The organism is uncultured Kluyvera sp., assembly GCF_902485085.1.
GTDB lineage: Bacteria > Pseudomonadota > Gammaproteobacteria > Enterobacterales > Enterobacteriaceae > Kluyvera > Kluyvera ascorbata.
Genome location: NZ_CABTJS010000190.1, coordinates 1 through 25,358, shown reverse-complemented (window position 1 = coordinate 25,358; position 25,358 = coordinate 1). Strand labels below are relative to the sequence as shown.

At 53.5% G+C, this 25,358-nt stretch carries 32 protein-coding genes; 15 read left to right on the top strand and 17 right to left on the bottom strand.

What is annotated here, in order from left to right; translation table 11 throughout:
* A partial coding sequence (locus tag RDN66_RS24045; protein ID WP_308537927.1) for a DUF1471 domain-containing protein occupies positions 1–117 on the top strand: 117 nt, incomplete at its 5' end.
* A 62-nt stretch (positions 118–179) separates the two neighbouring features.
* On the opposite strand, the gene RDN66_RS24040 is transcribed toward RDN66_RS24045, so the two are convergent.
* Both RDN66_RS24040 and RDN66_RS24035 read right to left on the bottom strand, forming a co-directional pair.
* Positions 180–503: an AzlD domain-containing protein gene (locus RDN66_RS24040; protein ID WP_035892330.1), complete on the bottom strand. Its 324-nt coding sequence runs from the start codon at positions 501–503 to the stop codon at positions 180–182.
* Complete coding sequence (locus RDN66_RS24035) at positions 503–1,153, bottom strand: AzlC family ABC transporter permease (protein ID WP_115074394.1); 651 nt, start codon at positions 1,151–1,153, stop codon at positions 503–505. Before RDN66_RS24035 ends, RDN66_RS24040 begins: the two co-directional genes overlap by 1 nt.
* Positions 1,154–1,267: 114 nt before the next feature.
* On the opposite strand from RDN66_RS24035, the gene RDN66_RS24030 reads away from it, so the two are divergent.
* The gene (locus RDN66_RS24030; RefSeq protein WP_248537965.1) at positions 1,268–1,816 is read left to right on the top strand and encodes a helix-turn-helix domain-containing protein; all 549 of its coding nucleotides are present in this window, start codon (positions 1,268–1,270) and stop codon (positions 1,814–1,816) included.
* A 355-nt stretch (positions 1,817–2,171) separates the two neighbouring features.
* Positions 2,172–3,569, top strand: coding sequence for a carbohydrate porin (locus tag RDN66_RS24025; RefSeq protein WP_308538235.1), 1,398 nt, complete (start codon positions 2,172–2,174; stop codon positions 3,567–3,569).
* A 62-nt stretch (positions 3,570–3,631) separates the two neighbouring features.
* On the opposite strand, the gene rhaM is transcribed toward RDN66_RS24025, so the two are convergent.
* From rhaM to rhaB, 9 genes are all read right to left on the bottom strand, one after another.
* Positions 3,632–3,946, bottom strand: coding sequence for an L-rhamnose mutarotase (rhaM, locus tag RDN66_RS24020; protein WP_035892333.1), 315 nt, complete (start codon positions 3,944–3,946; stop codon positions 3,632–3,634).
* Positions 3,943–5,091, bottom strand: coding sequence for a lactaldehyde reductase (gene fucO / locus RDN66_RS24015; protein WP_115073660.1), 1,149 nt, complete (start codon positions 5,089–5,091; stop codon positions 3,943–3,945). The genes rhaM and fucO overlap by 4 nt, the downstream gene beginning before the upstream one ends.
* A 70-nt stretch (positions 5,092–5,161) precedes the next feature.
* The gene (locus RDN66_RS24010) at positions 5,162–6,166 is read right to left on the bottom strand and encodes an ABC transporter permease (RefSeq protein WP_202216862.1); all 1,005 of its coding nucleotides are present in this window, start codon (positions 6,164–6,166) and stop codon (positions 5,162–5,164) included.
* Positions 6,163–7,167: an ABC transporter permease gene (locus tag RDN66_RS24005; RefSeq protein ID WP_202216861.1), complete on the bottom strand. Its 1,005-nt coding sequence runs from the start codon at positions 7,165–7,167 to the stop codon at positions 6,163–6,165. Before RDN66_RS24005 ends, RDN66_RS24010 begins: the two co-directional genes overlap by 4 nt.
* Positions 7,168–8,673 carry a sugar ABC transporter ATP-binding protein gene (locus RDN66_RS24000; RefSeq protein ID WP_308538234.1) on the bottom strand — a complete coding sequence of 502 codons (1,506 nt, stop codon included), beginning with the start codon at positions 8,671–8,673 and terminating at the stop codon, positions 7,168–7,170.
* A 99-nt stretch (positions 8,674–8,772) separates the two neighbouring features.
* Entirely contained in the window at positions 8,773–9,759 is a 987-nt protein-coding gene (gene rhaS / locus RDN66_RS23995) for a rhamnose ABC transporter substrate-binding protein (protein WP_035892339.1), read from the bottom strand.
* Positions 9,760–9,851: 92 nt separating this feature from the next.
* Positions 9,852–10,682 (bottom strand): rhamnulose-1-phosphate aldolase, encoded by an 831-nt coding sequence (gene rhaD, locus RDN66_RS23990; protein WP_202216859.1) that lies wholly within the window; start codon positions 10,680–10,682, stop codon positions 9,852–9,854.
* Between the two features lie 115 nt (positions 10,683–10,797).
* The gene (gene rhaA / locus RDN66_RS23985; RefSeq protein WP_308538233.1) at positions 10,798–12,057 is read right to left on the bottom strand and encodes an L-rhamnose isomerase; all 1,260 of its coding nucleotides are present in this window, start codon (positions 12,055–12,057) and stop codon (positions 10,798–10,800) included.
* Positions 12,054–13,523, bottom strand: a complete 1,470-nt coding sequence (gene rhaB, locus RDN66_RS23980; RefSeq protein ID WP_035892342.1) for a rhamnulokinase — start codon at positions 13,521–13,523, stop codon at positions 12,054–12,056. Before rhaB ends, rhaA begins: the two co-directional genes overlap by 4 nt.
* Before the next feature lie 303 nt (positions 13,524–13,826).
* On the opposite strand from rhaB, the gene rhaS (RDN66_RS23975) reads away from it, so the two are divergent.
* Positions 13,827–14,663: an HTH-type transcriptional activator RhaS gene (gene rhaS, locus RDN66_RS23975; RefSeq protein WP_035892344.1), complete on the top strand. Its 837-nt coding sequence runs from the start codon at positions 13,827–13,829 to the stop codon at positions 14,661–14,663.
* A 71-nt stretch (positions 14,664–14,734) separates the two neighbouring features.
* Entirely contained in the window at positions 14,735–15,583 is an 849-nt protein-coding gene (rhaR, locus tag RDN66_RS23970) for an HTH-type transcriptional activator RhaR (protein WP_035892345.1), read from the top strand.
* A gap of 10 nt (positions 15,584–15,593) precedes the next feature.
* Here rhaR and rhaT read toward each other — a convergent pair whose 3' ends face one another.
* A complete protein-coding gene (rhaT, locus tag RDN66_RS23965; protein ID WP_308538232.1) occupies positions 15,594–16,628 on the bottom strand; it encodes an L-rhamnose/proton symporter RhaT in 1,035 nt (344 codons plus the stop codon).
* A 290-nt stretch (positions 16,629–16,918) separates the two neighbouring features.
* Between rhaT and sodA the strand changes: the two genes are divergently transcribed.
* Positions 16,919–17,539, top strand: a complete 621-nt coding sequence (gene sodA / locus RDN66_RS23960; RefSeq protein WP_035892347.1) for a superoxide dismutase [Mn] — start codon at positions 16,919–16,921, stop codon at positions 17,537–17,539.
* Between the two features lie 6 nt (positions 17,540–17,545).
* The gene (gene yiiM, locus RDN66_RS23955; protein ID WP_202216855.1) at positions 17,546–18,280 is read left to right on the top strand and encodes a 6-hydroxyaminopurine reductase; all 735 of its coding nucleotides are present in this window, start codon (positions 17,546–17,548) and stop codon (positions 18,278–18,280) included.
* 42 nt (positions 18,281–18,322) lie between these two features.
* Here the strand turns inward: yiiM and cpxA are convergent, their stop codons facing one another.
* Positions 18,323–19,696 carry an envelope stress sensor histidine kinase CpxA gene (cpxA, locus tag RDN66_RS23950; RefSeq protein ID WP_035892349.1) on the bottom strand — a complete coding sequence of 458 codons (1,374 nt, stop codon included), beginning with the start codon at positions 19,694–19,696 and terminating at the stop codon, positions 18,323–18,325.
* A complete protein-coding gene (gene cpxR / locus RDN66_RS23945; protein ID WP_035892350.1) occupies positions 19,693–20,391 on the bottom strand; it encodes an envelope stress response regulator transcription factor CpxR in 699 nt (232 codons plus the stop codon). Before cpxR ends, cpxA begins: the two co-directional genes overlap by 4 nt.
* A 149-nt stretch (positions 20,392–20,540) precedes the next feature.
* Between cpxR and cpxP the strand changes: the two genes are divergently transcribed.
* Complete coding sequence (cpxP, locus tag RDN66_RS23940) at positions 20,541–21,047, top strand: cell-envelope stress modulator CpxP (protein ID WP_035892351.1); 507 nt, start codon at positions 20,541–20,543, stop codon at positions 21,045–21,047.
* Between the two features lie 178 nt (positions 21,048–21,225).
* Here the strand turns inward: cpxP and RDN66_RS23935 are convergent, their stop codons facing one another.
* Both RDN66_RS23935 and RDN66_RS23930 read right to left on the bottom strand, forming a co-directional pair.
* Complete coding sequence (locus RDN66_RS23935; RefSeq protein WP_086538386.1) at positions 21,226–22,206, bottom strand: tyrosine-type recombinase/integrase; 981 nt, start codon at positions 22,204–22,206, stop codon at positions 21,226–21,228.
* A gap of 66 nt (positions 22,207–22,272) precedes the next feature.
* Positions 22,273–22,575 carry a DNA-binding transcriptional regulator gene (locus RDN66_RS23930; protein WP_086538385.1) on the bottom strand — a complete coding sequence of 101 codons (303 nt, stop codon included), beginning with the start codon at positions 22,573–22,575 and terminating at the stop codon, positions 22,273–22,275.
* A 119-nt stretch (positions 22,576–22,694) separates the two neighbouring features.
* On the opposite strand from RDN66_RS23930, the gene RDN66_RS23925 reads away from it, so the two are divergent.
* Complete coding sequence (locus tag RDN66_RS23925) at positions 22,695–23,156, top strand: hypothetical protein (protein ID WP_133059721.1); 462 nt, start codon at positions 22,695–22,697, stop codon at positions 23,154–23,156.
* Here the strand turns inward: RDN66_RS23925 and RDN66_RS23920 are convergent.
* Positions 23,107–23,562, bottom strand: a complete 456-nt coding sequence (locus RDN66_RS23920; protein WP_086538384.1) for a hypothetical protein — start codon at positions 23,560–23,562, stop codon at positions 23,107–23,109. The genes RDN66_RS23925 and RDN66_RS23920 overlap by 50 nt on opposite strands.
* Positions 23,563–23,700: 138 nt before the next feature.
* Between RDN66_RS23920 and RDN66_RS23915 the strand changes: the two genes are divergently transcribed.
* From RDN66_RS23915 to RDN66_RS23890, 6 genes are all read left to right on the top strand, one after another.
* On the top strand, positions 23,701–23,982 hold the full coding sequence (locus tag RDN66_RS23915; protein WP_032969839.1) for a Cox family DNA-binding protein: 282 nt from the start codon (positions 23,701–23,703) through the stop codon (positions 23,980–23,982).
* A 10-nt stretch (positions 23,983–23,992) separates the two neighbouring features.
* Complete coding sequence (locus RDN66_RS23910) at positions 23,993–24,196, top strand: hypothetical protein (protein ID WP_016246742.1); 204 nt, start codon at positions 23,993–23,995, stop codon at positions 24,194–24,196.
* A 10-nt stretch (positions 24,197–24,206) separates the two neighbouring features.
* Positions 24,207–24,413: a DUF4761 family protein gene (locus RDN66_RS23905; RefSeq protein WP_077817609.1), complete on the top strand. Its 207-nt coding sequence runs from the start codon at positions 24,207–24,209 to the stop codon at positions 24,411–24,413.
* Positions 24,403–24,633 carry a phage filamentation protein Fil family protein gene (locus RDN66_RS23900; protein ID WP_058687123.1) on the top strand — a complete coding sequence of 77 codons (231 nt, stop codon included), beginning with the start codon at positions 24,403–24,405 and terminating at the stop codon, positions 24,631–24,633. The genes RDN66_RS23905 and RDN66_RS23900 overlap by 11 nt, the downstream gene beginning before the upstream one ends.
* A gap of 86 nt (positions 24,634–24,719) precedes the next feature.
* The gene (locus RDN66_RS23895; RefSeq protein ID WP_044597450.1) at positions 24,720–24,932 is read left to right on the top strand and encodes a hypothetical protein; all 213 of its coding nucleotides are present in this window, start codon (positions 24,720–24,722) and stop codon (positions 24,930–24,932) included.
* A 1-nt stretch (position 24,933) separates the two neighbouring features.
* Positions 24,934–25,358: Dam family site-specific DNA-(adenine-N6)-methyltransferase (locus tag RDN66_RS23890; RefSeq protein WP_308538230.1), on the top strand; the 425-nt coding region annotated here is incomplete at its 3' end.

The window sequence follows — 25,358 nt, the reverse complement described above, 5'->3', positions numbered from 1 at the left end:
GACGGTGCAGAAGCGAAAATTGCAGCTCAGGCTGAACAGGCTGGTGCAAGCTCCTACAAAATTACCCAGGCTTATTCCGGTAACCGCGTGCACATGACCGCTGAACTGAACAAATAAGCTTAAGCAACTGTAGAAAGAGCGCCCCAGGGGCGCTTTTTTCGTTTTAGCAGTAGGCCGGATTAGTTGATACCTGCCAGACGCAGCAGTGCGGTAACTACCGCAGCAGCAATAATCACGACGATAAGCGGCGCTTTGCGCCAGGCCAGAAATACCGCAAAACCTACCCCCAGCACGCGCGCCGCACCGGAGAAATGCTCCCCCTCATAAAACGTAGTCGCCAGCGCAACGGAAAAGAGCAGCACCGTGGCGGCATCGGAAAGTAGCGCCTGCGAGCGCTCGGAAAAGGCCAGGCGATTACCCAGCTTCGCGCCGCCAAGACGCATCAGATAGGTCCCCACGGAAAGAATGGCGATTCCGGCGATAAACAGCGTCATGTTACCCATTATTTTTTCCTCGCCAGCAGACCAAACAGTGAGAGCAGAACCGGCAGCCCAACCGGCGCGAACGGTACGGCGGCAAGCGATAGCGCCGCGCCGCTGCAGGCGCGGATAAGCGTGGTGCGATTTTTAAAGGCCGGGATCACCAGCGCCAGCAGAATGGCCGGGAATACGGCATCCAGCCCGATGGTTTCTGGTGCGGGCAATAACCTCCCGACTGCTGCGCCAAAAAGTGCTCCGAGCGGCCAGAAGAGTGCGACGCCAAGACCACAGAGCCAGAAAGCGGCTTTGCGCTGTTCAGGGGTGGGTTGCGATAAGCCAAAGACCACGCTTTCGTCGTTCATGATATGGCAGCCAATAAAACTGGCGGCGCGTTTGCCCACCAGGTCACGCACCGTCACGCCAAAAGGAATATGACGAGCGTTGACTAACAGACCCGCCGCCGCCGCGGCCAACGGGTTTCCGCCGCTGGCAACAATGCCGATAAACATAAATTCTGACGCCCCCGCGAGGACGGAGACCGAGAGCAGCAGCGGTACCCACAGCGGGAAGCCGTACGCCATTGCTAGCGAACCATAAGAGACGCCGACTACGCCGACAGCGAGACAAACAAGAAAGACGGCCTTAATTGTGCTGCCTTTCAGACAGGAGAACATTTTTAATGACATCGAATTTTACCATATCGAACGATATATCCATTATAATGAACGAATCAGTGTGGTAGTTCAAGATGAACGTTTCGTTCGATAAATAAAACGATGGAGTTGTGTATGACACAGCCAATCAGCGTGATTGCTCAAAGCCTGGTGCGTGAGCGCGCAAGAACCGGATTATCTCTGGCCGAAATCGCCCGTCGCGCCGGTATTGCCAAATCAACGCTTTCGCAGCTTGAGGCCGGGAACGGTAACCCTAGCCTGGAAACTTTATGGGCACTTTGTGTCGCGCTGGATATTCCTTTTGCCCGTCTGCTTGAGCCGCAGCCCAACAAAACCCAGGTGATCCGCCGGGGTGAGGGGACGAAGGTGATTGCCGAGCAGGCCAACTATCAGGCCACATTACTCGCGACCTGCCCACCGGGCGCGCGCCGCGATATCTATCTGCTGACGACGCAGCCTGGTGCAGACCGTATCTCGCAGCCGCACCCGCCGGGTTCAATTGAGCATATTATTGTCACGCAGGGCCGAGCACTGGTTGGCCTGACCGCAGCGCCGGAAGAGCTGAATGCGGGCGATTACATCTGCTATCCCGCTGATGAGCCACATCTTTTTAAAGCGCTGGAGCCGGATACGCTGGCGATTCTGGTCGCGGAGCAGAACTGAAAGTGGATAGATGCAGATATATATAATTCTGCATCTATTTTTCAAAATCATAACATCAAAATAATATTTAATTTTTATTTGTTTATATATCTTATATTTTGGATTTATAGTTCATCCTACTATTATTATTTTATCTTCCCTCAATGTTATCTCGCTCACGATCTTTTCATTCCCCTTATTTACGCGCTAAAAATTATTAGCTAGTGTTCGTGTGCCTGCTAAGAAATGTAATTTCTCTTTAGAATGTATTCATTCTGGTAAGGGAATTATAAAAACATTCATCACTATTATATAAGTGCGCATGAAATCTCTTTTGGGGTTTCCAGGTTATTCTTTATTTCAAGGAAAGTGAATAATGAAGAAAACGACATTAGCTGTCGCTATTGGATTATTATTAGTGGCTAATACTAGTTTTGCTAAAACAACGAAAATGACGTTGGAGCAGCGACTGGAACAGTTAGAATCCCGTCTGGAAGCAGCAGAAAATCGGGCCGATCGGGCTGAGCAAAAAGTCCAGGATTTGCAGGTACAGCAGGTCGCTGAAATTAAAGAAATTAAAGCTGTTCAGGGCAATACGCCGGTGAACGGTGAAACGCGAGCTGAAGAAACCAGGAAAAATGCGGCCACACCTAACCTTGTTTTGAGTGGCTATGGCGATCTCAAAATCTACGGTGACGTTGAATTCAATATGGATGGCGAAAGCCGCCGCGGTACGCTGAGCAAACTTAATGAAGATCACTCCATTGGAACATGGGATATGGACGGTCGTATCCTGATTGGTTTTGATGGGGTGCGTAAGATGAGTAACGGTCAGTTCGCGGGCTTCTCTATACAACCGTTGGCCGATATGTATGGCACCATGAATCTTGATGATGCGCGCTTCAATTTCGGCCAGGAAAATGACTGGAAAGTGGAAGTCGGTCGTTTCGAAGCTTTCGACATGTTCCCACTGAATCAGGATACCTTTGTCGAGCATTCGGGGAATACTGCGAATGATCTGTATACCGATGGTCAGGGTTACATCTATATGATGAAAGAAGGCCGCGGTCGTTCCGATGCGGGTGGTAACTTCCTGATGAGTAAGCAGGTAGATGACTGGTACTTCGAACTTAACTCGCTGATTGAAGACGGTACTACTCTTTTTTCTGACGGCGATAACGTGAATGTAGACGGTCGTACCTATCACGGTCGTAAGATGGAACAGGATAAAAACGTCGTCTATCTGCGTCCGGTTGTGAACTGGAAGCCAACATCTGAGCTTTCTTTCTCCGCGGCAATGGAATCGAACGTGGTGAACAACGCTTACGGTTATACCAACAGCAAAGGCGAGTTTGTCGATCAGTCTGACCGTACCGGCTATGGTTTAACCATGACCTGGGATACCACTAAAGGTGACCCGGATAATGGCGTTATCTTTAACCTGAACACTGCCTATCTGGACGCCACTAACGAAGATGACTTTACTGCGGCCACTAATATCTGGTGGAAAAATGTTGAAGTGGGTTATATCTACGCACACAATAAAATTAGCGATTTTGCGGGTGTAGTCTGTGATAACAACTGCATTATTCAGGAAGAAGGCACTTACGATATTCATACAGTCCATGCGTCATATTGGATTAAAAACGTAATGAATATGGAGAACTTTAATATTTATCTGGGGACTTATTATTCTAAAATCCAGAGTGATGAAAAAGTCTCCTCTGATGACGATCGCTACGGCGCACGTGTCCGCTTCAAATACTATTTCTAAAAATGAAAAAGGCCTCTGGATACAGAGGCCTTTTTATATGGCACGGTATACAAACCGTTTATTTATTCCAGATAAAACACTTCTTTCAATTCTGCGCTCACCGGGCTGTTATCCGGGTTAGACGGCATCACGTCGGTCATGTGCTTCCACCAACGCTGGCACACCTCGGTGTTCGCCACCGCGTTCCAGCGATCTTCGGACTCAATCTCTACGGTTGCAAACAGCAGGTTACGTTCTTTATCGAGATAAATCGCGTAATGGTGAGCGCCGTGTGCTTTTAGCACGGCTTCCAGCTCCGGCCAGATTGGGCTGTGGCGGCGTTGGTACTCTTCGTGTGCGTTGGCGTTCACCTGCATCACAAAGGCTTTACGGATCATAAGGCCTCCAGGTACAGCTCGCGAACTTCATCGCGGCTGGCGGTACGCGGGTTGCAAGGCGCACATGGGTCGGCCAGCGCTTTATCCAGCCAGCCTTCGATATCAGCTTTGGTCACGCCGAGTTTGCTGAACCCTTCAGGAATGCCCACGCGAGCGCTGAGTTTACGGATGGCGGCGATCGCCTCCATGCTCGCAACTTCATCGCTCATGTTGCGGGTATCAACGCCCATCGCCTGCGCCACGCGGGCAAAGCGCGCTACGGCATTCGGGCGGTTAAAGTTCTCGATGATTGGCAGCAGAATAGCGTTACACACGCCGTGCGGCAGGTTGTGCGTGGCACCCGGCTGATGCGCCAGCGCGTGTACTAAACCCAGACCGGCGCTGTTAAACGCCATGCCCGCCAGATACTGGCCAAATGCCATCTGCTCGCGAGCTTCCAGGTTGTGACCCTCGTCGACGGCTTTCGGCAGCCACAGAGTTATAAGGCGAATGGCTTCGAGCGCGTTGGCATCGGTCAGCGGGTGTGCGCCGACGGAGACATACGCTTCAACCGCGTGAGTCAGCGCGTCCATGCCGGTGGCGGCGGTGACGGAAGCCGGAATATCGAGCATCACGCTGGCATCGTCAACGGCGATGTCCGGAATGATGTTGGAATCGATAATCACCTCTTTCACCTGGCGCGCGGAATCGATGATCACCGCGTTGCTGGTCATTTCTGCGGCAGTACCGGCGGTGGTATTGATCGCCACCAGATGGACGCCCGCATTCAGCACTTTGCCGACGCCAGAGTACGCGGTTGACGGACCAGGGTTGGCGGTCAGGATCTTAATCGCTTTCGCCGTGTCGATCGGACTGCCGCCGCCGAAGGCGATGATGTAGTCACAGTTTTCGGCCTGATAGGCGGCAAAGCCTTTTTGCACCAGCTCTTCGGTTGGGTTCGGGAAAACCTCATCGAACAGGTGATAAGACATTTTATGCTCGTCCAGCGCGGTGAACAGGCTCTCCAGCAGGCCCATTTTCACCAGTTGGCCGTCGGTGACGATCAGCGCTTTTCCCCATTGCTTACCGGCAACCAGGTTGACCATATCACCAATGGCGCCCGCGCCGTGCAGGCTGATTTTTGGCAGTGCTAACATAAAACTCATGGTGTTTCTCCTTAAATACCTAACTTATGAAATCCTGTTTTCCCCTCATCCTGTGGGGTGAGGAGCATCTTTAAATTCGTCTTCGTTGCATCACCCGGCGAGCAATAATCGGCAGTGAAATCACCACGATCAGCATCGCGCCGATGATGATGGACATGACGATGCCGGGGACGTTTAGCAGGCTCAGCCCGAAGGTGACGAGCCCCATCAGAAAGGCGGCGATAATGACGCCGACCATGCTGCCGGAGCCGCCAAGAATGTTAATGCCGCCGAGTACCGCCATGGTCACCACCGCCAGCTCCCAGCCCATCGCAATGGTGGGCCGGGTACTGCCCAGACGAGAAGTTAGCAGCACCGCCGCCAGGCCAGACATCAGCCCGACCAGCGCGAACAGCAGCATGTTGTGGCGCTTAACGTTAATCCCCGAAAACCATGCACCGGTGGGGTTATTGCCGATGGCGTAGGTGCGGCGACCAAAGTTGGTTTTGTGCAGCAGGAAGGCAAATGCTGCGGCGAGCACGATAAACAGCGCAAACTCAAACGACAGTGCGCCCCATACGTAGCCCTGGCCGAACCAGGCGAAGCTCTCCGGGTATTTGTTCAGTGCCTGGTCACCGAGCAGAATGTAGGTAATGCCGCGATACAGGCTCATCGTGCCGATGGTGATGACGATGGAAGAGAGGTTAAAGCGGGTGACCAGAAAGCCGTTAAACAGCCCGCACAGCAGACCGACCCCTAGCCCAACGCAAACCAGCAATGGCGTGTCCATTCCAGCGGCGGCGCAGAAACCCATCAGCGTGGAGCTCAGGGCGATAGTCGACGCGACCGAAAGGTCAATCTCGCGGGCGATAATCAGCATCGCCATCGGCAGCACGATGATCGCTTTCTCGGTGAAGTTGAAGGTGGCGTCCGACAGGTTCCAGATGTTGAGGAAGTAGGGCGAAGCCAGCGCGTTGCCGACAAACACCAGCAGCGTCACCGCCAGTAAAAAGCCTTCCCAGCACAGCAGACGCTGGAAGAACGACGGCGCAGCGATTTCCGTTTTAATCTCGTCCGGCATCATTATTTTGCTCATGAGCGCACCGCCTGTTTTTGTCGGGCCAGCGCGGCATCGCGCAGGATCAGTCGTCCTTTACGTTTATTGCCGCGTTCGTTCAGCAGGACGGCAATCACAATGACCGCGCCGGAAATGGCCATCTGCCAGAACGGCGAAATACCGATCACCGGCAGGGCGTTGTTGATGATGCCGAGGAACAGCGCGCCGCACAGGCAGCCCACCACGCGCCCGGTGCCGCCCATGGTGCTGATCCCGCCAATCACGCAGGCAGCTACTACCTGAAGTTCGAAGCCGTTAGCGACGTCGACGTAGGCCACGGCAAAGCGCGAGATCCACAAATAGCCGCAGAACCCGGCCAGTGCGCCAGAAAGGCAGAAGCTGACGAACTGCATTTTCCCGGCGTTGATCCCGGTGTAGTAGGCGGCGGTGGCGTTGCCTCCGGCGGTGTAGAGCGCCCGCCCGGTGCGGCTAAAGCGCAGGAAGTAGCCGACCAGCAGCAGCGCAGCCACGGCACACCAGCTTAGTACCGGCAGGCCCAACAGTGAGGCTCGCGGCAGGCCGAGGAAATCGGCGCTCATCTGATGCGAGTTGACCCAGCCGCCGTCGGAGAGCAGGAAGATAATCCCGCGGTAGATGCTCATGGTGCCAAGCGTCACCACAATCGCCGGAATACCGAGCTTCCAGACCAGCAGGCCGTTAATCATGCCCATCACCAGCCCCAGCGCCGTCGCTAGCAGCAGTAACGCCCATACAGGAACGGTCGGATAATGGAAGTTAAGCAGCGCAACGATCATCCCGGTGAGCGCCAGATTGGCGGCCATCGACAGGTCGATGCCTTTGGTTAGCAGCACCATCATCTGTCCCAGCGCGAGGATGATTAGGATGGCGGTATCGTTGAACATTTCCACCAGGTTACCCGGTGAGACGAACGACGGCACGCGGCTGCCGATGGCACCGATCATCAAAATGATGACCGCGGCGAGGAGCGCTTCGCGGTGTTTAAATAAGGATTGCCACATTTATGCTGCCTCCTTCCCCGCGCCGCTGGCGGCACTGACGATGGTTTCCGCGGTGGCTTCACCGGCCTGATATTCCGCGACCATCAGCCCTTCATGCATCACGATAATGCGGTCGGCCATGCCCATCACTTCCGGCAGTTCCGATGACACCATAATCACCGCCAGCCCCTGAGCAACCAGCTCGGACATAAACTGATGCACCGCGGCCTTCGAGCCGATATCGATGCCTTTGGTCGGTTCATCCAGAATGATCACGTCAGGATGAGTTGCCAGCCATTTGCCGATCACCACTTTCTGTTGATTACCGCCGGAGAGAGTCTCCACCGGCTGTCGCCAGCTAAAGGCTTTTACCTGCAATCGTCGGGCGTATTCGTCGGCAAGCTGCCATTCGCGTGCGTCGTTGAGCACGCCGCGCGGGTTGAGTTTGCTCAGCTGCGGCAGGCTAATGTTCTGGGCAATCGGCAGTTCGATAATCGCCCCCTGCTTTTGTCGCTCTTCCGGCACGCAGACGATTCCGGCATTGATGGCATCAGCAGGCTGGCGAAAACGTACCGGTTTGCCGTTCAGCACGATCTCCCCGGACGACGGATGCGACACGCCGGAAAGCGCCTGCATCAGCTCGGTGCGCCCGGCGCCGACCAAGCCGTAAAAGCCGAGAATTTCCCCTTTACGCAGGGTGAAGTCGATATGGGCAAATTCGGTCGGGTGGCAAAGGTCTTTGACCTCCAGCACCACGCTGCCTTTTTCACAGGCCACTTTCGGGTAGGTTTGCGTGATCGCACGGCCTACCATCATGGCAACCATTCGCTCTTCGGTTATCTCATTGATTGCGCCAGAGCCCACGTATACGCCGTCGCGCAAGATGGTGTAGTGATCCGCGAGCTCAAAAATTTCATCAAACTTGTGCGAGATAAACAGGATGGCTTTGCCTTCCAGCTTCAGACGTTCAACGATTTGATAAAACTCCAGAATCTCGTGCTGGGAGAGGGCAGCGGTGGGCTCGTCGAGGATCACCACCTGCGCCTCAAATGACAACGCGCGCGCGATCGCCACCATGTGGCGCTGGGCGATGCTGAGGGTTTTTAAGATGGCGCGCGGGTCAATCTGCACGTCGAGGCGGGTGAGGATTTCCCGCGCTTTCTGGTGCATCGCAGGCCAGTCGAGCTTTTTCAGCCAGCCCTTATACAGATACTGGCCGACAAAAATATTTTCGGTGACCGAGAGTTCATCGAACAGCACGGTTTCCTGATGAATGGCGGTGATCCCTACCCGGTGCGCGGAGTCCGGCGTGGGCAGGGTAATCGGAATGGCCTTGTAGAGAATCTCGCCCTCTTCGGCCTGATAAATGCCGGTCATCACTTTGACCAGCGTGGACTTGCCCGCGCCGTTTTCACCGATTAACGCGGTGACCTTGCCGGGCCAGAGATCGAGCTGTACGTTTTCAAGCGCGCGCACGCCGGGGAAGACTTTGGTTATCCCCTTAAGCTGCAGCAAAGGTGTAGCCATAATCGTTCTCCATCATTGGGGATTTGTAGGGCAGGTAAGCCATAGCGCACCTGCCGTTTTGCCGGATGGCGCTAGCGCTTATCCGGCCTACAAAACGCATCAGAAGATTTTTGAGAACTTATCAATATTGCTGGCATCGTAGACGAACGGCTCGGACATCGCGCCGTTGCCGTCAGCATCGAGCTTCACTTTGCCCAGCTTGCCCATGCTGGCTTCGGTTTTGGTTGCCGTGCCTTTTACCAGGTCATCAGCGAGATAGGTCGCGGCATAGCCCAGATCGATCGGATTCCAGATGGCGAAGCTTTTGCTCGCGCCGGACTTAATCGCCCCGGCCATTTCAGACGGCAGCCCCAGCCCGGTAACGTAAACTTTGCCGATTTTTCCCTGATCCTTCACCGCCTGCGCCGCCGCGACGATGCCGACGGAAGACGGTGAGACAATCACTTTCAGGTCCGGATAGGACTTCAGCAGCCCGACCGCTTCACGGTAGCTTTTATCCGATAGGTCGTCGCCGTAGGCCACGGTCACCAGGTTGATGGACGGATAATTCGGCAGCACCTTTTTCATCTCGCCAATCCAGATATTCTGGTTGGTGGAGGTTGGGGTCGCGCTCAGAATGGCGACATCGCCTTTCTCCACGTTCAGCGCTTTCAGCGCATCGGCGGCAAGCTTAACGTTGGTTTCACCAATCAGCTGATTGTTCGACGGATTCAGGTGAATCTGGCGGCCACCGGCGGCAACGCCGGAATCCCATGACACGACTTTAATGCCGCGCTGCATGGCTTTTTTCAGTACCGGTACGACGGCATCGGGATCGTTAGCGGAAATCGCGATCGCATCGACGCCCTGGGCGATCAACCCATTGAGCACTTCGATCTGCGCCTCGGCCGTGGTGGTGGTCGGGCCGGTGTAAATGACTTTAACATCGCCTAACTCTTTGGCCGCCTCCTGTGCGCCAACGTTCGCGGCTTCGAAGAAGCCATTGCCTAATGACTTCGCCACAAGGGCAATTTTCACTTCAGCTAAAGCGGAACCGGACAACGCCAGGGCGGCAACGGTGAGGATGAAGCTTGCTTTTATTTTCATTGCTTGTACTCCACGGTTTTGAGTTAGTTGGTTTGCAGGTAACAGAATTTTTTCCCCTGCGGATCGTTGCCCGCAGGGGTTATGCGATGTTCTTACTTGTACAGATTTAATGCGCTGGCCATCGGAGTCACGCCAAAGCGCTGGCCGAGGGCAATCAGTTCTTGCTGCGTGATGGTCTGCTTCATGCCGCCCATCGAGTACACCTTAACCAGCACTTCTGCGGATTTTTCGGCGGTATCAATCAGACCAAAAGTTTCGTCGAGCGTAGGGCCGCTGCCGAAGACGCCGTGGAACGGCCACAGCACAAGAGAGTGTTGCTGCATAGAAACGGCGGTCGCCTGACCGATTTCATCGGTGCCCGGCACCATCCACGGCAGAATGCCGACGCCGTCCGGGAAGACCACCAGACACTCGGTGCTGCCTTCCCACAGTTTGCGGGTAATCAGCGCGGAGTCGTTTTCCAGTACGTAGGTCAGCGCGATCAGGTTGGTCGCGTGGCAGTGCATGATGACGCGGTCTTTACCGCCGGTCAGTTTGATACGTTCGCAGTGTGACAGGAAATGCGCCGGCAGCTCGGAGGTTGGTACAGCTTCGTGAGTCAGCCCCCACAAAATATGGTAGCCCGCGCCGTCGCTATCGACTTTCACCACGCCGAGGTTGGCGGCCGGGTCGAGCTGTACGTTGCGGAAGAACTTGCCGGAACCGGTGACGATAAACGGCGTATTCGCCAGCATTGGCATTGGCTGGCTCAGGGCGATATAGCGCGGTTTAGCGTGGAAATCGGCGGTGAACGGCGCGATATCCGCGTCGTCCAGGCGCAGCGTCAGGTTGCCGCCGTTGCGTTCGTCCCAGCCTTTTAACCAGGCGTCAGAGGTGGCTTTAATCATGCCCTGGACGAACCAGGAATCGGTAATGGTCTGCATAGTCTTTGTGTCCTGTTTGCTTTAATGCCCGATGGCGCTGCGCTTATCGGGCCTACAACGGCTGTTGTTTCGTAGGCCGGATAAGGCAAAGCCGCCATCCGGCAATCGCACTCGATTATTTACGCTTATTCAGTATCTCTTTCTCGTAGCTGCGCACGCTCTCCAGCCACTGGCTGCCCGCAGGCGTATCGTTACGCTGGCAGTACATTTCCCACACCGCTTGCCACGGCAGGCACTTCTGCTCTTCCAGCAGCGCCAGACGCGCGGTGTAGTCACCGTCAACTTCCAACTGACGCAGCTGTTCGGTTGGCTCCAGCAGCGCGCGCAGCAGGGCTTTCTTCATGTTGCGGGTACCGATAACCCACGCGGCGATGCGGTTGATGGAGGCGTCGAAGAAATCAAGGCCGATGTGCACACGGTCAAACAGGTCGTGGCGGATGATTTCGCTCGCGATGGCCTGAGTTTCGTCGTCCAGCACCACCACGTGGTCGCTGTCCCAACGTACCGGGCGGCTCACGTGCAGCAGCAGGCGCGGCACGTACAGCATGGCGGCGGAGATTTTGTCCGAGATAACTTCGGTTGGGTGGAAGTGACCAGCATCCAGGCACAATGCGGTCTGGCGGCTGGTGGCATAGCCCATATAGAATTCGTTAGAGCCGACGGTGTAGCTTTCCGCGCCAATACCGAACAGTTTGCTTTCCACGGCGTCAATGTGGTGCGCCGGGTCCAGTTTTTCGCTGATGACTTCATCCAGCGCGGCGGCCAGACGCTGGCGCGGTGCTAAACGGTCAACGGTCACGTCTTTCATGCCGTCCGGGATCCAGATGTTCATCACCGAAGGCGTCCCCAACTGCTCGCCAAAGTAGGCGGAAACGCGGCGGCTGGCCTTGCAGTGGTCAATCCAGAACTGGCGAATTTTCGGGTCGGCGTGGGACAGCGTAAAGCCGTCTGCGCTCAGCGGGTGCGAGAAGCAAGACGGGTTAAAATCGAGGCCCAGCTTGTGTTCTTTCGCCCACTCAACCCAGTTTTTGAAGTGCTCCGGTTTGATTTGGTCTCGTGCTACCGGGGTGTCAGACTCCAGATAGATAGCGTGCAGGTTGAGACGTTTTGGCCCAGGGATCAGGCTCAGCGCCTGCTCCAGGTCGGCGCGCAGCTCGGTAGCGTTGCGCGCTTTGCCCGGGTAGTTACCGGTCGCCTGAATGCCACCCGTTAAACTGCCTTCTGGATTTTCAAAACCCGCGACGTCGTCGCCCTGCCAGCAGTGCATCGAAACCGGTAAACGGTCCAACTGGCGTAACGCCTCTTCGACATCGATACCTACAGCGGAATAGCGCTGTTTCGCGAGTTCCCAGGCTTGGTCAAGTTGAGTGGTCATGCGCAAAGCTCCTTTGTCTGTCGTTTTTGCTGAAACTGCGCAACGTAGCGGGCAATTTCATGGTCTGGATTGGGGGTGAATGTGGTGAGGCCGTAGTTACCGGTCACCACCTTGCGGAAATCGTCAACGTTAGTGAGCTCGTCCAGCGTCATTAGCTGAATGCCGATATTGCCGAGGGTTGATGCTTCAATCGGTCCCGCGACCACGGTAATACCGCAGGCATCAGCGCAAAGCTGGTTCAGCATCTGGTTCTGGCAGCCGCCGCCCACGATGTGCAGCTGGCTGAACGGCTTGCCGCGAAGCTGCGCCAGTTCGTTGAGCACGTCGGCATACAGCAGCGCCAGGCTGTCGAAGATGCAGCGCGCCAGTTCGGCAGGCGTGGTCGGAATGGGCTGTGCCGTTTCGCGGCAGGCGGCCTGAATCTCCGCGCTCATGTTTTCCGGGTTGATGAAGCGGTCTTCGTTCGGGTTAATCAGATAGCGGCAGGCTGGCAGTGCCTGCGTTTTTGCAATCAGCTCAGGCAGGTCGCCAACATGTTGTTCTTTCAGGACGCGCTGTAGCAGCCACAGACCCATGATGTTTTTCAGCACCCGGTAGCGCCCTTCCGCACCACCTTCATTGGTGATGTTGGCGCGCTGCGCCATCTCGCTGGTGTACGGGGTTTTACTTTCAAAACCCATCAGCGACCAGGTGCCGGAGGAGAGATAGGCGGCATCGTGGTCTGCCAGCGGTGAGGCAATCACGGCGCTCGCGGTATCGTGGCTGGCGACGGCAACCACCGGGATTTTATTACCCAGCGGGCAGATCCAGTGACCGATCACATTGCCGGGGTGGGTCGGCGTACCGAACCACTCGCGCGGCGCACCGGTCCAGTTCAGCAGGTCTTCATCCCAGTTATCGCTGTTAATATTGACCAACTGCGTGGTGGTGGCGTTGGTGTATTCCCAGTTCATTTTTCCGGTCAGGCGGAAGCTAAGGTAGTCCGGGATCAGCAACGCATGAGCCGCTTTACTGACCAGCTCCGGTTGCTGTTCAACCAGCGCCCGTAGCTGGTAGAGCGTATTGAACGGTAGAAACTGAATGCCGCTGCGACGATAGATCTCACCTTTACCCAGTTGTTCCATCGCCAGGGCCATGACGCCATCGGTGCGGCTATCGCGGTAGGCCACCGGCAGGCCAACGCGCTGCCCGTGCTTGTCCAGAAGGACGTAGTCCACGCCCCAGGTGTCGATACCGATGCTGTCGATCAAAATGCCTTCATCGCACACTTTGTTGAGGCCGATGCGGATTTCCGCTTCCAGCGCGTCGATATCCCAGGTATCGAAACCTTCCTGCTTATGCAGATTGTTCACGAAACGGTGAATTTCGCGCAGTGAAAGCGAACGCTGTTCGGCATCAAAGCGCGCCAGCATTACGCGTCCGCTGGAGGCGCCTAAATCGACGGCCACACAATGGCGAAAAGTCATGGCAAGAGTCCTTCTATGAGTCATTGCCAGACAGTCTAGAAAAAGCGCAATGTCACAACCTTCTCGTTACTGACAGGCGAAATTAGGCGCTGGCAAGAAAGCAAAGATGAACGTGAGAGAGTTCACAAATTCCGCCGATGGCAGGGTTTTCAGGGGGTGTGATGATGACCGCATTTCCCGATCTTTCCGGCTGTTTCTTGAAAAAACGACCGGCTTTGCGCGGTTTGCTGTCAAAACGTCAAGGTCAGATCGCTCATCGGATATTACTATCCTGATAATCTTTCTCATTTGTTGAGGCTCGCGATGACCGTACTACACAGCGTGGATTTCTTCTCTTCTGGCAAGCTTCCCGTGGCTATCGAACCTCGACTTCCTCAGGCTGCATTTCCTGAGCATCATCATGATTTTAATGAGATTGTTATTGTTGAGCACGGTACGGGTATTCATGTGTTCAATGGTCAGCCGCATACCATTTGTGGCGGCACTGTTTGCTTCGTTCGCGACTTTGACCGGCACTTATATGAGCACACGGAAAACCTCTGTCTGACGAATGTGTTATATCGCGCGCCGGATGCTTTCCAGTTCTTGTCAGGTCTGAATAAACTGCTGCCGCAGGAGCAGGACGGTCACTATCCTTCCCATTGGCGCGTAAACCAAAGCACGCTACAGCAGGTGAGGGCGATCGTCGGCCAGATGGAAGAGGCGAACGACAGCACCGATATGATGTCGCTGGCCAATCGCGAAATTCTGTTTATGCAGCTGCTGGTGCTGCTGCGTAAAGGCAGTCAGGAACAGGGGGCGATGGATAACGATGCGCGCCTGAATCAGCTGATGGCGTGGTTGGAAGAGCATTTCGCGGAAGAGGTGTGCTGGGAGGGGCTGGCGGAACGTTTCTCGCTCTCTTTGCGTACCCTGCACCGCCAGCTCAAACATTGCACCGGCCTGACGCCACAGCGCTACCTTAACCGTCTGCGCCTGATTAAAGCGCGCCATATGCTGCGCCACAGCGATGAGAGTGTGACCGAGATTGCTTATCACTGTGGTTTTGGCGACAGTAACCACTTTTCTACCCTTTTTCGTCGCGAATTTGACTGGTCGCCACGCGATATTCGCCAGGGGCGAGATACCCTGCTTCAGTAACGAGAAGACAATCACCGTTTTTTGCCTCGAAACGGCGAATAATAAGGAGTTGTTAGTCGTGAGGTGCCCGCGTGTCAGGTCAGTTAATTCTTCGAAAAGCCGATTTTTTTGCCAGCCCGGCGCAGGCCGTGGCGGTGGCTGACCGCTATCCACAAAATGTCTTTGCTGAGCATACCCATGAATTCTCCGAGCTGGTGATGGTCTGGCGCGGCAACGGTTTGCACATTCTCAACGACCGTCCCTATCGTATTACCCGCGGCGACCTGTTTTACATTCGCGCCGAGGATAAACACTCTTACGCCTCTGTTAACGATCTGGTTTTACAGAATATTATTTACTGTCCTGAGCGCTTAAAGCTCAACCTCGATTGGGTAGCTCATATTCCCGGGCTGCACGGCTCGCATTGGGCACCGCACTGGCGGATAGGCAGTACCGGCATGACGCAGGCGCGGCAGATAATGACTCAGTTGGAGCAAGAGAGCCGCAAAGACGACGCGTTAGCCAACGAGATGTCCGAGCTGCTGTTTGCCCAACTGGTGGTATGCCTGAAGCGGTACCGTTATGCCACCGATAACCAGGCGGCGACGCAGAGTGAAGCCTTGCTCGACAAGCTGCTGACGGTGCTGGCGGGCAGCCTGAATCGTCCTTTCGTACTTGATACCTTCTGCGAGCAGCAGGGCTGTAGTGAACGCGCTCTGCGTCAGCAGTTCCGCAGCCAGACCGGCATGACCGTTAACCACTACCTGCGCCAACTGCGAATTTGCCACGCGCAGTACCTGCTCCAGCACACGGAAATGCTGATTGGCGAAGTCGCAATGAGCTGCGGGTTTGAGGATAGTAACTATTTCTCGGTGGTATTTAACCGTGAGATAGGGATGACGCCAGGGCAGTGGCGGCAACGGAGTCGCGTTGCCGCCTGAGGTTCGCGGTTTAGCTTGCCATACCTAGCCCAACGACGTTGGCGGCAATAATGATGACGACGCAGCCCAGACTCAGTACGCTAACGGGTTGGCGTCCGGCATTTTTCCACTCTTTCAAAATCAGCCCCACCAGACCGCCACACAGCACATAGAAGCTCATGTGCAGCATCCAGCTCATATAGTCATACTGCGACGGAATGCTGGCGTGGCCCCACGCGTAGAAGAAGAACTGGAAATACCACATCAGCCCGCCTAAGGCAGAAAGCAGAATGTTGCTGATTATCAGCGGTTTTGCCAGCGAGAAGTCGGCTTTTATCGACAGGTTTTTGACTTTTAGCAGACGAATAAAGCAGAAGCCGAGGTTAACCAACGCGCCGCCGCCCATAATGACCACGTAGCTTGGCAGCGCGGTATAGAGCGGGTCGACCCCTAGCGCGGCGGCGGCTTCGTGCATCGGCTCGGCGGCGTTCATGGCAAAGGACATCCCGGCGGAGAAGACGCCGCACATGATGGCCAGCATTAACCCTTTCTTCAGGTTGAAATCTTCCGCTTTGATGCCCATTTTGCGCTCTTTCAACTGCCCGGCACGGGTGACAATCCCGACACCGATAACGGCTATCAGCACACCCAGCAGCGTCATCTGGCCGCCCTGGGTGTGAATGAGTACGTCAAACTGGCCGTTAATAATTGGTGTCATTAACGTACCAACAATCAGCGTGATGCCAATGGCAATACCGATCCCCATCGACATGCCGAGATAGCGCATGGTGAGGCCGTAGTTGATGTTGCCGACCCCCCACATGGCGCCAAATAGAAACACCGGCAGGAGCGTTGAAGCGCTGAAGGAACGATAGTAGGCCCAAAAGTCGGGCAAGAGCAGGGCGCTGACCGCCCAGGGCAGGATAATCCACGAAACAATCCCGCCAATAGACCACATGGTTTCCCATGACCACTGCTGAACTTTTTTGAACGGGGCATAGAAACAGGCTGCACTGGCCGCGCCTATCAAATGCCAAAAAATACCCATCGTAATTGCATGGTTCATTGATTTTATCCTCATCCATTTTTTGTCGTAGTAATCGTCTTCCGACAGGATGAGGATAAAAATTTGGCGTTTTTTTAACCTTCAGGCTGTTGCCATCCAGGGAGATACATTGGCAGTAAGTGGTGTAATTAGCTGTTCAGGCTCACAAAAAAACATCTATGCCCTAAAGTTATAACCTTATAAAAACTACGGCATTGATAATCATTTTCAATATCATTTAATTAACTATAATGAACCAACTGATTACGCGGCGTTTACAGGTTTGCCGCCCGACAATAATGGAGATGATTATGAGCTATACCCTGCCATCACTGCCTTATGCGTACGATGCCCTGGAACCGCACTTCGACAAACAGACGATGGAAATCCATCACAGCAAACACCACCAGGCTTACGTTAACAACGCTAACGCAGCGCTGGAAAGCCTGCCGGAATTCGCTGCGCTGTCTGCTGAAGAGCTGATCGCGAAACTGGACCAGCTGCCGGCTGACAAGAAAACCGTTCTGCGTAACAACGCTGGCGGCCACGCTAACCACAGCTTCTTCTGGAAAGGCCTGAAAAAAGGCACCACCCTGCAGGGTGACCTGAAAGCGGCTATCGAGCGTGATTTCGGTTCCGTAGATAACTTCAAAGCTGAATTTGAAAAAGCAGCAGCAACTCGCTTCGGCTCTGGCTGGGCGTGGCTGGTGCTGAAAGGCGACAAACTGGCTGTGGTTTCTACCGCAAACCAGGATTCCCCGCTGATGGGTGAAGCCGTTTCCGGTGCTTCCGGTTTCCCAATCGTGGGCCTGGACGTTTGGGAACACGCTTACTACCTGAAATTCCAGAACCGTCGTCCGGACTACATCAAAGAGTTCTGGAACGTGGTGAACTGGGACGAAGCAGCAGCGCGTTTCGCCGCTAAAAAATAATTTGCATTGCCGGTCTGTAGAAGCGAGTCTGATGACTCGCTTTTTTTGTATCCGCCTAAGGAGCAGCAGATGCATTATCCGGTTGACGTGTTTATTGGCAAAATCCGTGACTATGACGGCAGTCGCCCAAGCGCCATCGCGAAGGTCCAGATGGATGGCGAACTGGAACTCACCGAGCTGGGACTGTTGGGTGATGAACAGGCCGAGAAAAAAATCCACGGCGGCCCCGACCGCGCGCTGTGCCAGTTCCCCCGCGAACATTATGAAGACCTGATTCGTGACTTCCCCGAACAGGCTGCCCTGTTTTGCGCCCCGGCGTTTGGTGAAAACCTGTCAACGGAAGGGATGACCGAGCACAACGTTTTTATCGGTGATATTTACCGCTGGGGTGAGACGCTGATCCAGGTCACCCAGCCGCGTTCGCCGTGCTTTAAACTCAATTTCCACTTTGCTATCAGTGATATGGCATCTTTGATGCAGAGCAGCGGTAAGGTCGGCTGGCTGTATCGGGTGATTGCGCCGGGTAAGGTCTCCACCGACGCTCCGCTGGAGTTGGTGTCGCGCCTGAGCGATGTGTCAGTGTATGACGCCGCCGCTATTGCCTGGCATATGCCGTTCGATGACGACCAGTATCACCGTCTGCTGAGCGCAGCCGGGTTGTCGGTCAGCTGGAGCAGAACTATGCAGAAGCGCCGTTTGAGCGGCAAGATTGAAGATAACAGCAGAAGGTTGTGGGGCTAGACGATACAAAAAAATCGGCCTGCATTCGCAGGCCGATGGTTTTTAGGTTCGCTTATAAAGCGGTAGCCACAGCGTGAGCCGTAACCCGCCGAGCGGGCTGTCATCAGCCTTCACCCAGCCGCGGTGCTGCTGCATGGCGCTTTCAACAATCGCCAGCCCCAGCCCCGTTCCGCCAGATTCACGGTCTCGCGCCTCATCGGTACGATAGAACGGACGGAATATCTGCTCGCGGTCTTCCGGGCTTACGCCTGGGCCGTCATCGTCCACGTGGACGGTAACGCCGTCTTTATCCACCGAGAAACTGACGGCAATTTTGGTATGTGAGTAGCGCAGGGCGTTACGTACGATGTTCTCCAGCGCGCTTTCCAGCGCGTTCGGGTTACCGTAAAGCGGCCACGGACCCGGCGGATAATCGACGCTAAACGATTTGCCCATCTGCTCAGCTTCAAACGCGGCGTTATCCAGCACTTCGCCCCACAGCTGATTAGCCTTCAGGGTTTCACTGACCAGTGCGCTTTTCTGCTGATTGCGCGACATCACCAGCATGTCGTTAATCATGCTATCCAGACGCTGCGCTTCGGTTTCAATACGCTCCAGCTCTTTGCTCTCACCGCTGCGACGACGCAGAAGCGCCGTGCCAAGCTGCAGACGCGTCAGCGGCGTACGCAGCTCGTGAGAGATGTCAGAGAGCAGTCGCTGCTGTGACGTCATCATTCGCTCAAGCGCCATCACCATCTGGTTAAAGCTGGCACCGGCGGCGAGGAATTCCTGCGGCCCTGCCTCCAGCTCTGGATGCTGACGCAGGTTGCCCTGAGCCACTTCATCCGCGGCGTTTTTTAGCTTACGCGCCGGTTTTGCCAGACTCCATGCGAGCCATAGTAACAGCGGGGCGCTAACCAACATAGTGACGATAAGCAGCAGTAAAGGCCGGTCGAACAGCAGATTGATAAAGTCGGACTGCGAGCTGCTTGCTGGGCGGATCAGGTATAACTGGTAGTTATCTTCCCCGTCGCGAATGGAGAAAGGCCCGACCAACTCAACGCGCCCGTACTTCTTCTTCTGCGGATGATCGGAATTATCAGACTGGCCGATAAAGTTACGAATGATCTGCATTTCGTTGCGTTCTGCGCCGATCACGCGGCCTTCGCTAGTGACCAGCAACAAACGCTGGCCCGGCGGAGCCCACTTATCAATCGCGCGGAACAGCCGACGCCACCACATCAAATCGTTGGGGGGATCGTTGGCAAGCTCTTCTTCAACATGCTGCTCAATCATCAGGCCTTGGCGCTGCTCGCTATCGAGCAGCTCGGTCATTTGACGGGAGTCGAGCTTTGGTAGCATCAAAACCAGCATCAGCACCAGCGCTAGCGTTAACCAGAAAATGGCGAAGATGCGGGCGGTTAAACTTCCTATCATGAAGCAGAGACCATCAGGTATCCGCGACCACGCAGGGTTTTAAACCATGGGTGACCGTCTTTACGCTCTGGCAGCTTCCGGCGCAGGTTGGAAATGTGCATATCAATCGCGCGGTCGAACGGCGTTAAGCGTTTACCCAGGACTTCCTGACTCAGGTGTTCACGGGAAACCACCTGGCCCAAATGCTGTGCCAGCAGATAGAGCAGGGTAAATTCAGTGCCGGTCAGCTCGAGCGTTTGACCATCGAAGCTAGCTTCCTGACGCCCTGGGTTCAGGCTTAGGGAATCAACTTCTACGGTTGGTGAGCTCGTATCGCTACTTTGCTGCTGTTCGCTCCAATGTGAACGGCGCAAAATAGCGCGAATACGGGCGACCAGTTCGCGATCGTTAAACGGTTTTGGCAAATAGTCATCCGCGCCAAGCTCAAGGCCCAGTACGCGATCCAACTCGCTACCGCGAGCGGTTAACATAATGACGGGAGTCTGGTGTGTCTGTCGCAATTCTTTCAGCGTGTCGATACCGTTTTTCTTCGGCATCATTACGTCGAGTAAAAGTAGGTCGATGCTGTCGTCAATCAGCGTTAACGCCTGTTCGCCATCGTGGGCAACAAGGACATTAAAGCCTTCCATATCAAGAAGTTCCTTGAGCAAGGAAGTCAGCTCGCGGTCATCATCAACTAATAAAATTTTATTCATATTTTCATCCCTCCGAGGCAGAAATTACGTCATCAGAGCCAGCGAATCCATGACTTTACGTTGTTTTACACCCCCTGACGCATGTTTGCAGCCTGAATCGTAAACTGTCTCTCGTTGAATCGCGACACAAAAGTTTTTGGGAGCATGTGATGCGCAATGTTATCGCTGCCGTCATGGCCTCAACGCTGGCATTCAGTGCATATAGCCAGGCCGATGAAGTCGTCACCAGCGTTAATTGGCACCCAGCGGAAAGCAATACGCTGCGAAGCGGCCAGGGCCATATGTTCGACGGTATTAGTTTAACCGAACATCAGCGCCAACAGATGCGCGATCTGATGCAACGGGCACGACACGATCGTCCACCTGTTAATGTTAGCGAAGTGGAGACAATGCATCGCCTTGTCACCGCAGAAAAATTTGATGAAGCCGCCGTGCGAGCCCAGGCCGAGAAAATGGCCGAGGAGCAGGTTAACCGCCAGGTAGAAATGGCGCGGGTACGCAACCAGATGTACCGCCTGTTAACGCCGGAGCAGCAAGCGGCTTTAAATGAGAATCACCAGCAGCGTATGGAGCAGCTGCGTGACGTTGCACGGATGCAGCAAGGTTCAGTACCGAGTCAGAACCTGTTTAGTAGCAATACCCGTAGCAACCAGTAACAAACCCTGTTTTTCCTTGCCATAGACACCATCCCTGTCTTCCCCCACATGATGTGGGGGTTTTTTTTATCAGGTACTTAGAAAAAATCCCTTATAAATCAATCCTCCTTGCAACAGCCATAAGCAGTTACAAGAAGGATATAGCGCTACGGGTGTAGACAAGATGTAGACAACATTGTCACACCGTCAGCCCGCCGCCAAGAGGGTTTAACGTTACTGCGTGTTGCAGGTAATCAGGTGCAAGGTGAGCGTAAACCATCGTCTGTTGTATGCTGGCGTGCCCCAGAATTTGCTGTAACGCAATAATGTTTCCCCCGTTCATCATGAACCAGCTTGCGAACGTATGCCGAAGCACATGCGTGGCCTGCCCGCGTGGTAAATCGGGCTTAACCTGTTTGAGCCGTTCGCAGAAGTTTTCATAATCAACTTTGAACAGTGGCCCGGTGTCGCTGGTCTTGATCTCTTTCTCCAGTTCTTCCGATATCGGAACCGTGCGTTTTTTCCCGTTTTTGGTCTTAAGGAACGTCACGCGCCCGTGATTAACCTGTTCACCTCGCAGCGTGCTTCCTTCGCCCCAGCGTGCGCCGGTGCTGAGACATAACAGCGCAAAACGCCGATCGTCGCCGGTCAGAGTATCCAGCAATCTGCTGATCTCCGATTTGGCGAGATAGGTCATAGCTGGCGGCGCTTCTTTCAGTGGTTCCAGCCCCTTGCAGGGGTTGTCCTTCCTGAACTCTTCCAGTTTTATCAACGTGCTGAACATCCCGGATAAGCGGTAAATATCCCGGTTGATCGTTGCTGCGCTGATACCGTCTTCCAGCCGTTGGCCTCGGTGCTGAGCAATCATTCGCTTGTTCAGTCTGTTAACGGCTGGATCGCCCAGCGCCCTGATTGTTTTATTCAGGTGCCGCTTTTCAATCTCGCCATTTTCCTGAGTCTGTCCGTACAGCAGCCACCAAGTATCTAACAACTCGCTTAAGTTGCGGCGGTCAACGCTCGCGCCCAGCCATTCTTTTTTGTCGGCGTTGGCTAATACATAACGCTCAAAAAGAACCGCCTCTTGTTTCTTCTCAAATCGCCTGCGGATACGTTTTCCGTTACGTCCGCGCGGCCATACGTCTACTTCATATTGACCACCTTCGAGCTTCTTAATCGACATAGCGAAGCCCTCCGGTATGACAGAGTGAAATTGAATCTATCCAGTCAATGAAATCATGATGCAGTGTTAACCAGTTTTGCGGGCGGAGCGGCGCGACGTTGCCGCATCTTCTGGCCCATCAAGAGAGAGAGCCGGGGCAATTTGTCCGGCTTCTGGTGCGGTATTACCGGTCATTAGCCAAAGCGTATACTTCTGAAATTGTTGAATATTTATGACATTCTCCACGGTTGCTATTCCTCCAATGCCGTGCCCACTTTCATAATTCTTGATCGTTCCTAATGAAACTCCTGTTAATTCAGAGAATTGACGTTGTGTTAGCCCTTCGGCCTTTCGTAGTTCAGTTAGTTTTTGCGAGTAGTCTATTGACATGGTCATTCCTGAGTGACTATGATTTGCGTAAGGTCATTTTAAAGTGACTTAAACAACTGCCAGTTTAAGCAGTTAGAAGCCGAAATAAGCGCCTAGCGCCAATGCGGAGATTAGCACAAATGGTCATGAAACATGAGGGAAGGGGTGAGGGGTTCTGCTGCCGCTATGCTTCTGCGGGGAGCCTGATCGGGTGGTTTATGTACGGTGAAGATACGCAGAATGTTATCTTTGTGGAGTCCTCCGATAGTGGTGATTTTGTCCAGGCGATAAATAAAGCAACCGCTGATCTGCAAGAGCGCTTAAGTACTGAAAGGCAGTTTATGAATAATGCTCATAACGCGATGTGTGATGCGGGAAAAAACGATAAACCGCGTATCTTTGCGGGTTCACTTTCTGATGAAGAACTAATTTCTTTCCTTGAGGAAGTAATTGTCAAACTTACGTCCCGTAGAAATCTAACAGGAAAGCCAGAGTCTCTACGGGAACAGGCAGAACAAGCCGAGGGAAAGCTAAAATCTACCAACGAATTTATTAATTCAATCGTGTATCGGCAGGTTCGAAATCCCAATCCGAATCCTTAAATACGCGCATTTCATCTTTAACATACTTAATGTTATCTGATGAGAAGTTAAATTCGTTTTTAAGGAAGTTAATTATTTCAGTAGGTAATGAATATTTTAAAATATCATCCGCGAGAATAACTAACGAGTCTTGAAGGTTCAGTTTTTTTGCTTCTGAGTAAGGGACGCCTTTTTTTGTGAATAAATAATGATGGAGAGCATTTTTCCCGAACAGGATAAAGCGATCTTCATCAATTGAATTGCGGTGATTAATTAAAAGTAGATCCAGCTTAAAAAGGATGAGGGCACGGTAAGCAACGAAATTCTCTAACTCGTGTCTGGTTGATGGGCTTACATCAAGAGACTCGGAGATACGGTTGAAGTGCTTCTCAAAGATTTTATAGCAAGTAGTGATATTGAGTTCCATAACGGATCCTTGTGGTGGGTTGCTGTTATGCCCCGACGCTCTGGCATGAACAATAAGGGCATAGAGAAATTACCACAAAACCATGCGCCGGGCATGGCTAAAAATCCCGGCATAAATTAATTCAGAGGAATAAACACAATGACAGACAAAGAGCTAGAAGGTTTCATTGAGGTGCGCCACGCCGTTGACGCAGTTCCGTACCCGAAGTTCGCCGAGTTAATCGGTAAGAAGCCCGCCACGGTCAAGAGCATGATTGAAGACGGTAAGTTGCCGATCATCCCGTGGAAGAACCCGGAAAGCCTGGGCGCTCGCGCTGAGAACTGGATTTATATTCCAGAATTCAACCGCGCAATGCGAGACGCCTACTACAACCGTCCGAAAGAACAGCGCGACGCCTGGTTGTTGTGGATCGGTCTTTGAGGTTATCGCGATGAGCCAGAAAACAGCCAACCATGAAAACCGGGTGCGTGAATGCAACGACATTCTGGACACCCATTTAAAAGATATGCAAACGGGCTTCATGATTCGCACCAATAGCGGCGAGTTTATGATCAGGGACAAAAAGCTGATTAAGAAAATAACCAAAGACGTGGCCCGCCATGTTGATGGTGAATTACTTAAATTGGGAATGTGAGGGGGCTTTTGTGGCTGTGCAATTAATACAGTTAAGTCGTCACTCGTATTTATATCGTGGCTTCACTATTCAGAAGTGCCCACGTAATCCTTTTACGTTTAAGCACTCTTATCGTATTTCCAGTAATGGCGATTATTACGGGCGTGACTTTGCTTTAGCGGAAGCCATGCACACGGTTGATCAGATGTATAAGCAAGGGGGCAGTAATGCACGATGAAGGCCCATCACTGGCGAGCCTGCTTAAGCATGGATGCCAGGTCACACACTTCAAGAACTCACGCGGCTGGCTGGAAACGCCGGACGGAAGATTTTTTAAGCCCGAACCGGCGCAGGTTCAATTTATCAAAGGTAAAAATAAACCGTTTATTTATACCCAGAAAATAAATAAAGGCTTTCTGCTTACACTGGCTGAGTTATTTAAAAAGCTAATTAAGTAATTCGGTTTTAAAAAATCAACTCTGTTTTCTCCGCCTCTTTATTAAGTGGCGGCGGTTCAACTCATTCTTTTTTTGAGGAAGAGATTATGACCAGACGTGATCAATATAGCTTCATTTTGCATGTTCTTTTACCTGCTATCGAAAATGAAGGGTTAACCATTAAAACCCGCCGTGATGGTGAGTTAACCCTTTCTGCCAGTGGGTCAGTAACCACCAATTTTATAAGCAATCTGCGTCAGCACTGCATTGAAGAATTGCAGCGCCCTTCTATTCCAGCTTCCCATTACGGAGTCCTGTAAAATGATCCGCCCGTTCATCAAATGGGCAGGGGGTAAAACCAGTGTCCTTCCTGACCTGCTGCCGCACCTTCCTAAAGCCGACTGCATGATCGAACCGTTCGTAGGCGGAGCATCGGTATTTCTGGCGACTGAGTACCGCCGCTATGTGCTGGCTGATATCAACCCGGATCTTATTAACCTGTATCGGGAAGTCACTCGTTACCCGGACTTAGTGATCGATGCGGCCCGCGAACTATTCAACAGCAAGAACAGCCCGCAGGGGTACAACGAAGTCCGCGCCGCGTTCAATAAGCAGGCGGGTACGGTAAAAAGCGGTGGGTTGCGTTATGGCGCTGAAATGGCGTGCATCATGCGTGCTGCTCAATTCCTGTATCTGAACCGCCACGGTTATAACGGCTTATGCCGTTACAGCCGTAAGACCGGCTT

Coding starts and splice junctions, on each gene's coding strand:
- RDN66_RS23910 (WP_016246742.1), top strand. CDS start 23,993: ATGAGCCAGAAAACAGCCAACCATGAAAACCGGGTGCGTGAATGCAAC.
- RDN66_RS24000 (WP_308538234.1), bottom strand. CDS start 8,673: ATGGCTACACCTTTGCTGCAGCTTAAGGGGATAACCAAAGTCTTCCCC.
- RDN66_RS23930 (WP_086538385.1), bottom strand. CDS start 22,575: ATGTCAATAGACTACTCGCAAAAACTAACTGAACTACGAAAGGCCGAA.
- RDN66_RS24040 (WP_035892330.1), bottom strand. CDS start 503: ATGGGTAACATGACGCTGTTTATCGCCGGAATCGCCATTCTTTCCGTG.
- rhaA (WP_308538233.1), bottom strand. CDS start 12,057: ATGACCACTCAACTTGACCAAGCCTGGGAACTCGCGAAACAGCGCTAT.
- rhaB (WP_035892342.1), bottom strand. CDS start 13,523: ATGACTTTTCGCCATTGTGTGGCCGTCGATTTAGGCGCCTCCAGCGGA.
- RDN66_RS23895 (WP_044597450.1), top strand. CDS start 24,720: ATGACCAGACGTGATCAATATAGCTTCATTTTGCATGTTCTTTTACCT.
- RDN66_RS23920 (WP_086538384.1), bottom strand. CDS start 23,562: ATGGAACTCAATATCACTACTTGCTATAAAATCTTTGAGAAGCACTTC.
- rhaD (WP_202216859.1), bottom strand. CDS start 10,682: ATGCAGACCATTACCGATTCCTGGTTCGTCCAGGGCATGATTAAAGCC.
- rhaM (WP_035892333.1), bottom strand. CDS start 3,946: ATGATCCGTAAAGCCTTTGTGATGCAGGTGAACGCCAACGCACACGAA.
- RDN66_RS24025 (WP_308538235.1), top strand. CDS start 2,172: ATGAAGAAAACGACATTAGCTGTCGCTATTGGATTATTATTAGTGGCT.
- RDN66_RS23915 (WP_032969839.1), top strand. CDS start 23,701: ATGACAGACAAAGAGCTAGAAGGTTTCATTGAGGTGCGCCACGCCGTT.
- rhaS (WP_035892344.1), top strand. CDS start 13,827: ATGACCGTACTACACAGCGTGGATTTCTTCTCTTCTGGCAAGCTTCCC.
- RDN66_RS23925 (WP_133059721.1), top strand. CDS start 22,695: ATGGTCATGAAACATGAGGGAAGGGGTGAGGGGTTCTGCTGCCGCTAT.
- RDN66_RS23935 (WP_086538386.1), bottom strand. CDS start 22,206: ATGTCGATTAAGAAGCTCGAAGGTGGTCAATATGAAGTAGACGTATGG.
- sodA (WP_035892347.1), top strand. CDS start 16,919: ATGAGCTATACCCTGCCATCACTGCCTTATGCGTACGATGCCCTGGAA.
- cpxP (WP_035892351.1), top strand. CDS start 20,541: ATGCGCAATGTTATCGCTGCCGTCATGGCCTCAACGCTGGCATTCAGT.
- rhaT (WP_308538232.1), bottom strand. CDS start 16,628: ATGAACCATGCAATTACGATGGGTATTTTTTGGCATTTGATAGGCGCG.
- fucO (WP_115073660.1), bottom strand. CDS start 5,091: ATGAGTTTTATGTTAGCACTGCCAAAAATCAGCCTGCACGGCGCGGGC.
- RDN66_RS24005 (WP_202216861.1), bottom strand. CDS start 7,167: ATGTGGCAATCCTTATTTAAACACCGCGAAGCGCTCCTCGCCGCGGTC.
- cpxA (WP_035892349.1), bottom strand. CDS start 19,696: ATGATAGGAAGTTTAACCGCCCGCATCTTCGCCATTTTCTGGTTAACG.
- rhaS (WP_035892339.1), bottom strand. CDS start 9,759: ATGAAAATAAAAGCAAGCTTCATCCTCACCGTTGCCGCCCTGGCGTTG.
- cpxR (WP_035892350.1), bottom strand. CDS start 20,391: ATGAATAAAATTTTATTAGTTGATGATGACCGCGAGCTGACTTCCTTG.
- RDN66_RS24010 (WP_202216862.1), bottom strand. CDS start 6,166: ATGAGCAAAATAATGATGCCGGACGAGATTAAAACGGAAATCGCTGCG.
- RDN66_RS24035 (WP_115074394.1), bottom strand. CDS start 1,153: ATGTTCTCCTGTCTGAAAGGCAGCACAATTAAGGCCGTCTTTCTTGTT.
- RDN66_RS23900 (WP_058687123.1), top strand. CDS start 24,403: ATGCACGATGAAGGCCCATCACTGGCGAGCCTGCTTAAGCATGGATGC.
- RDN66_RS24030 (WP_248537965.1), top strand. CDS start 1,268: ATGACACAGCCAATCAGCGTGATTGCTCAAAGCCTGGTGCGTGAGCGC.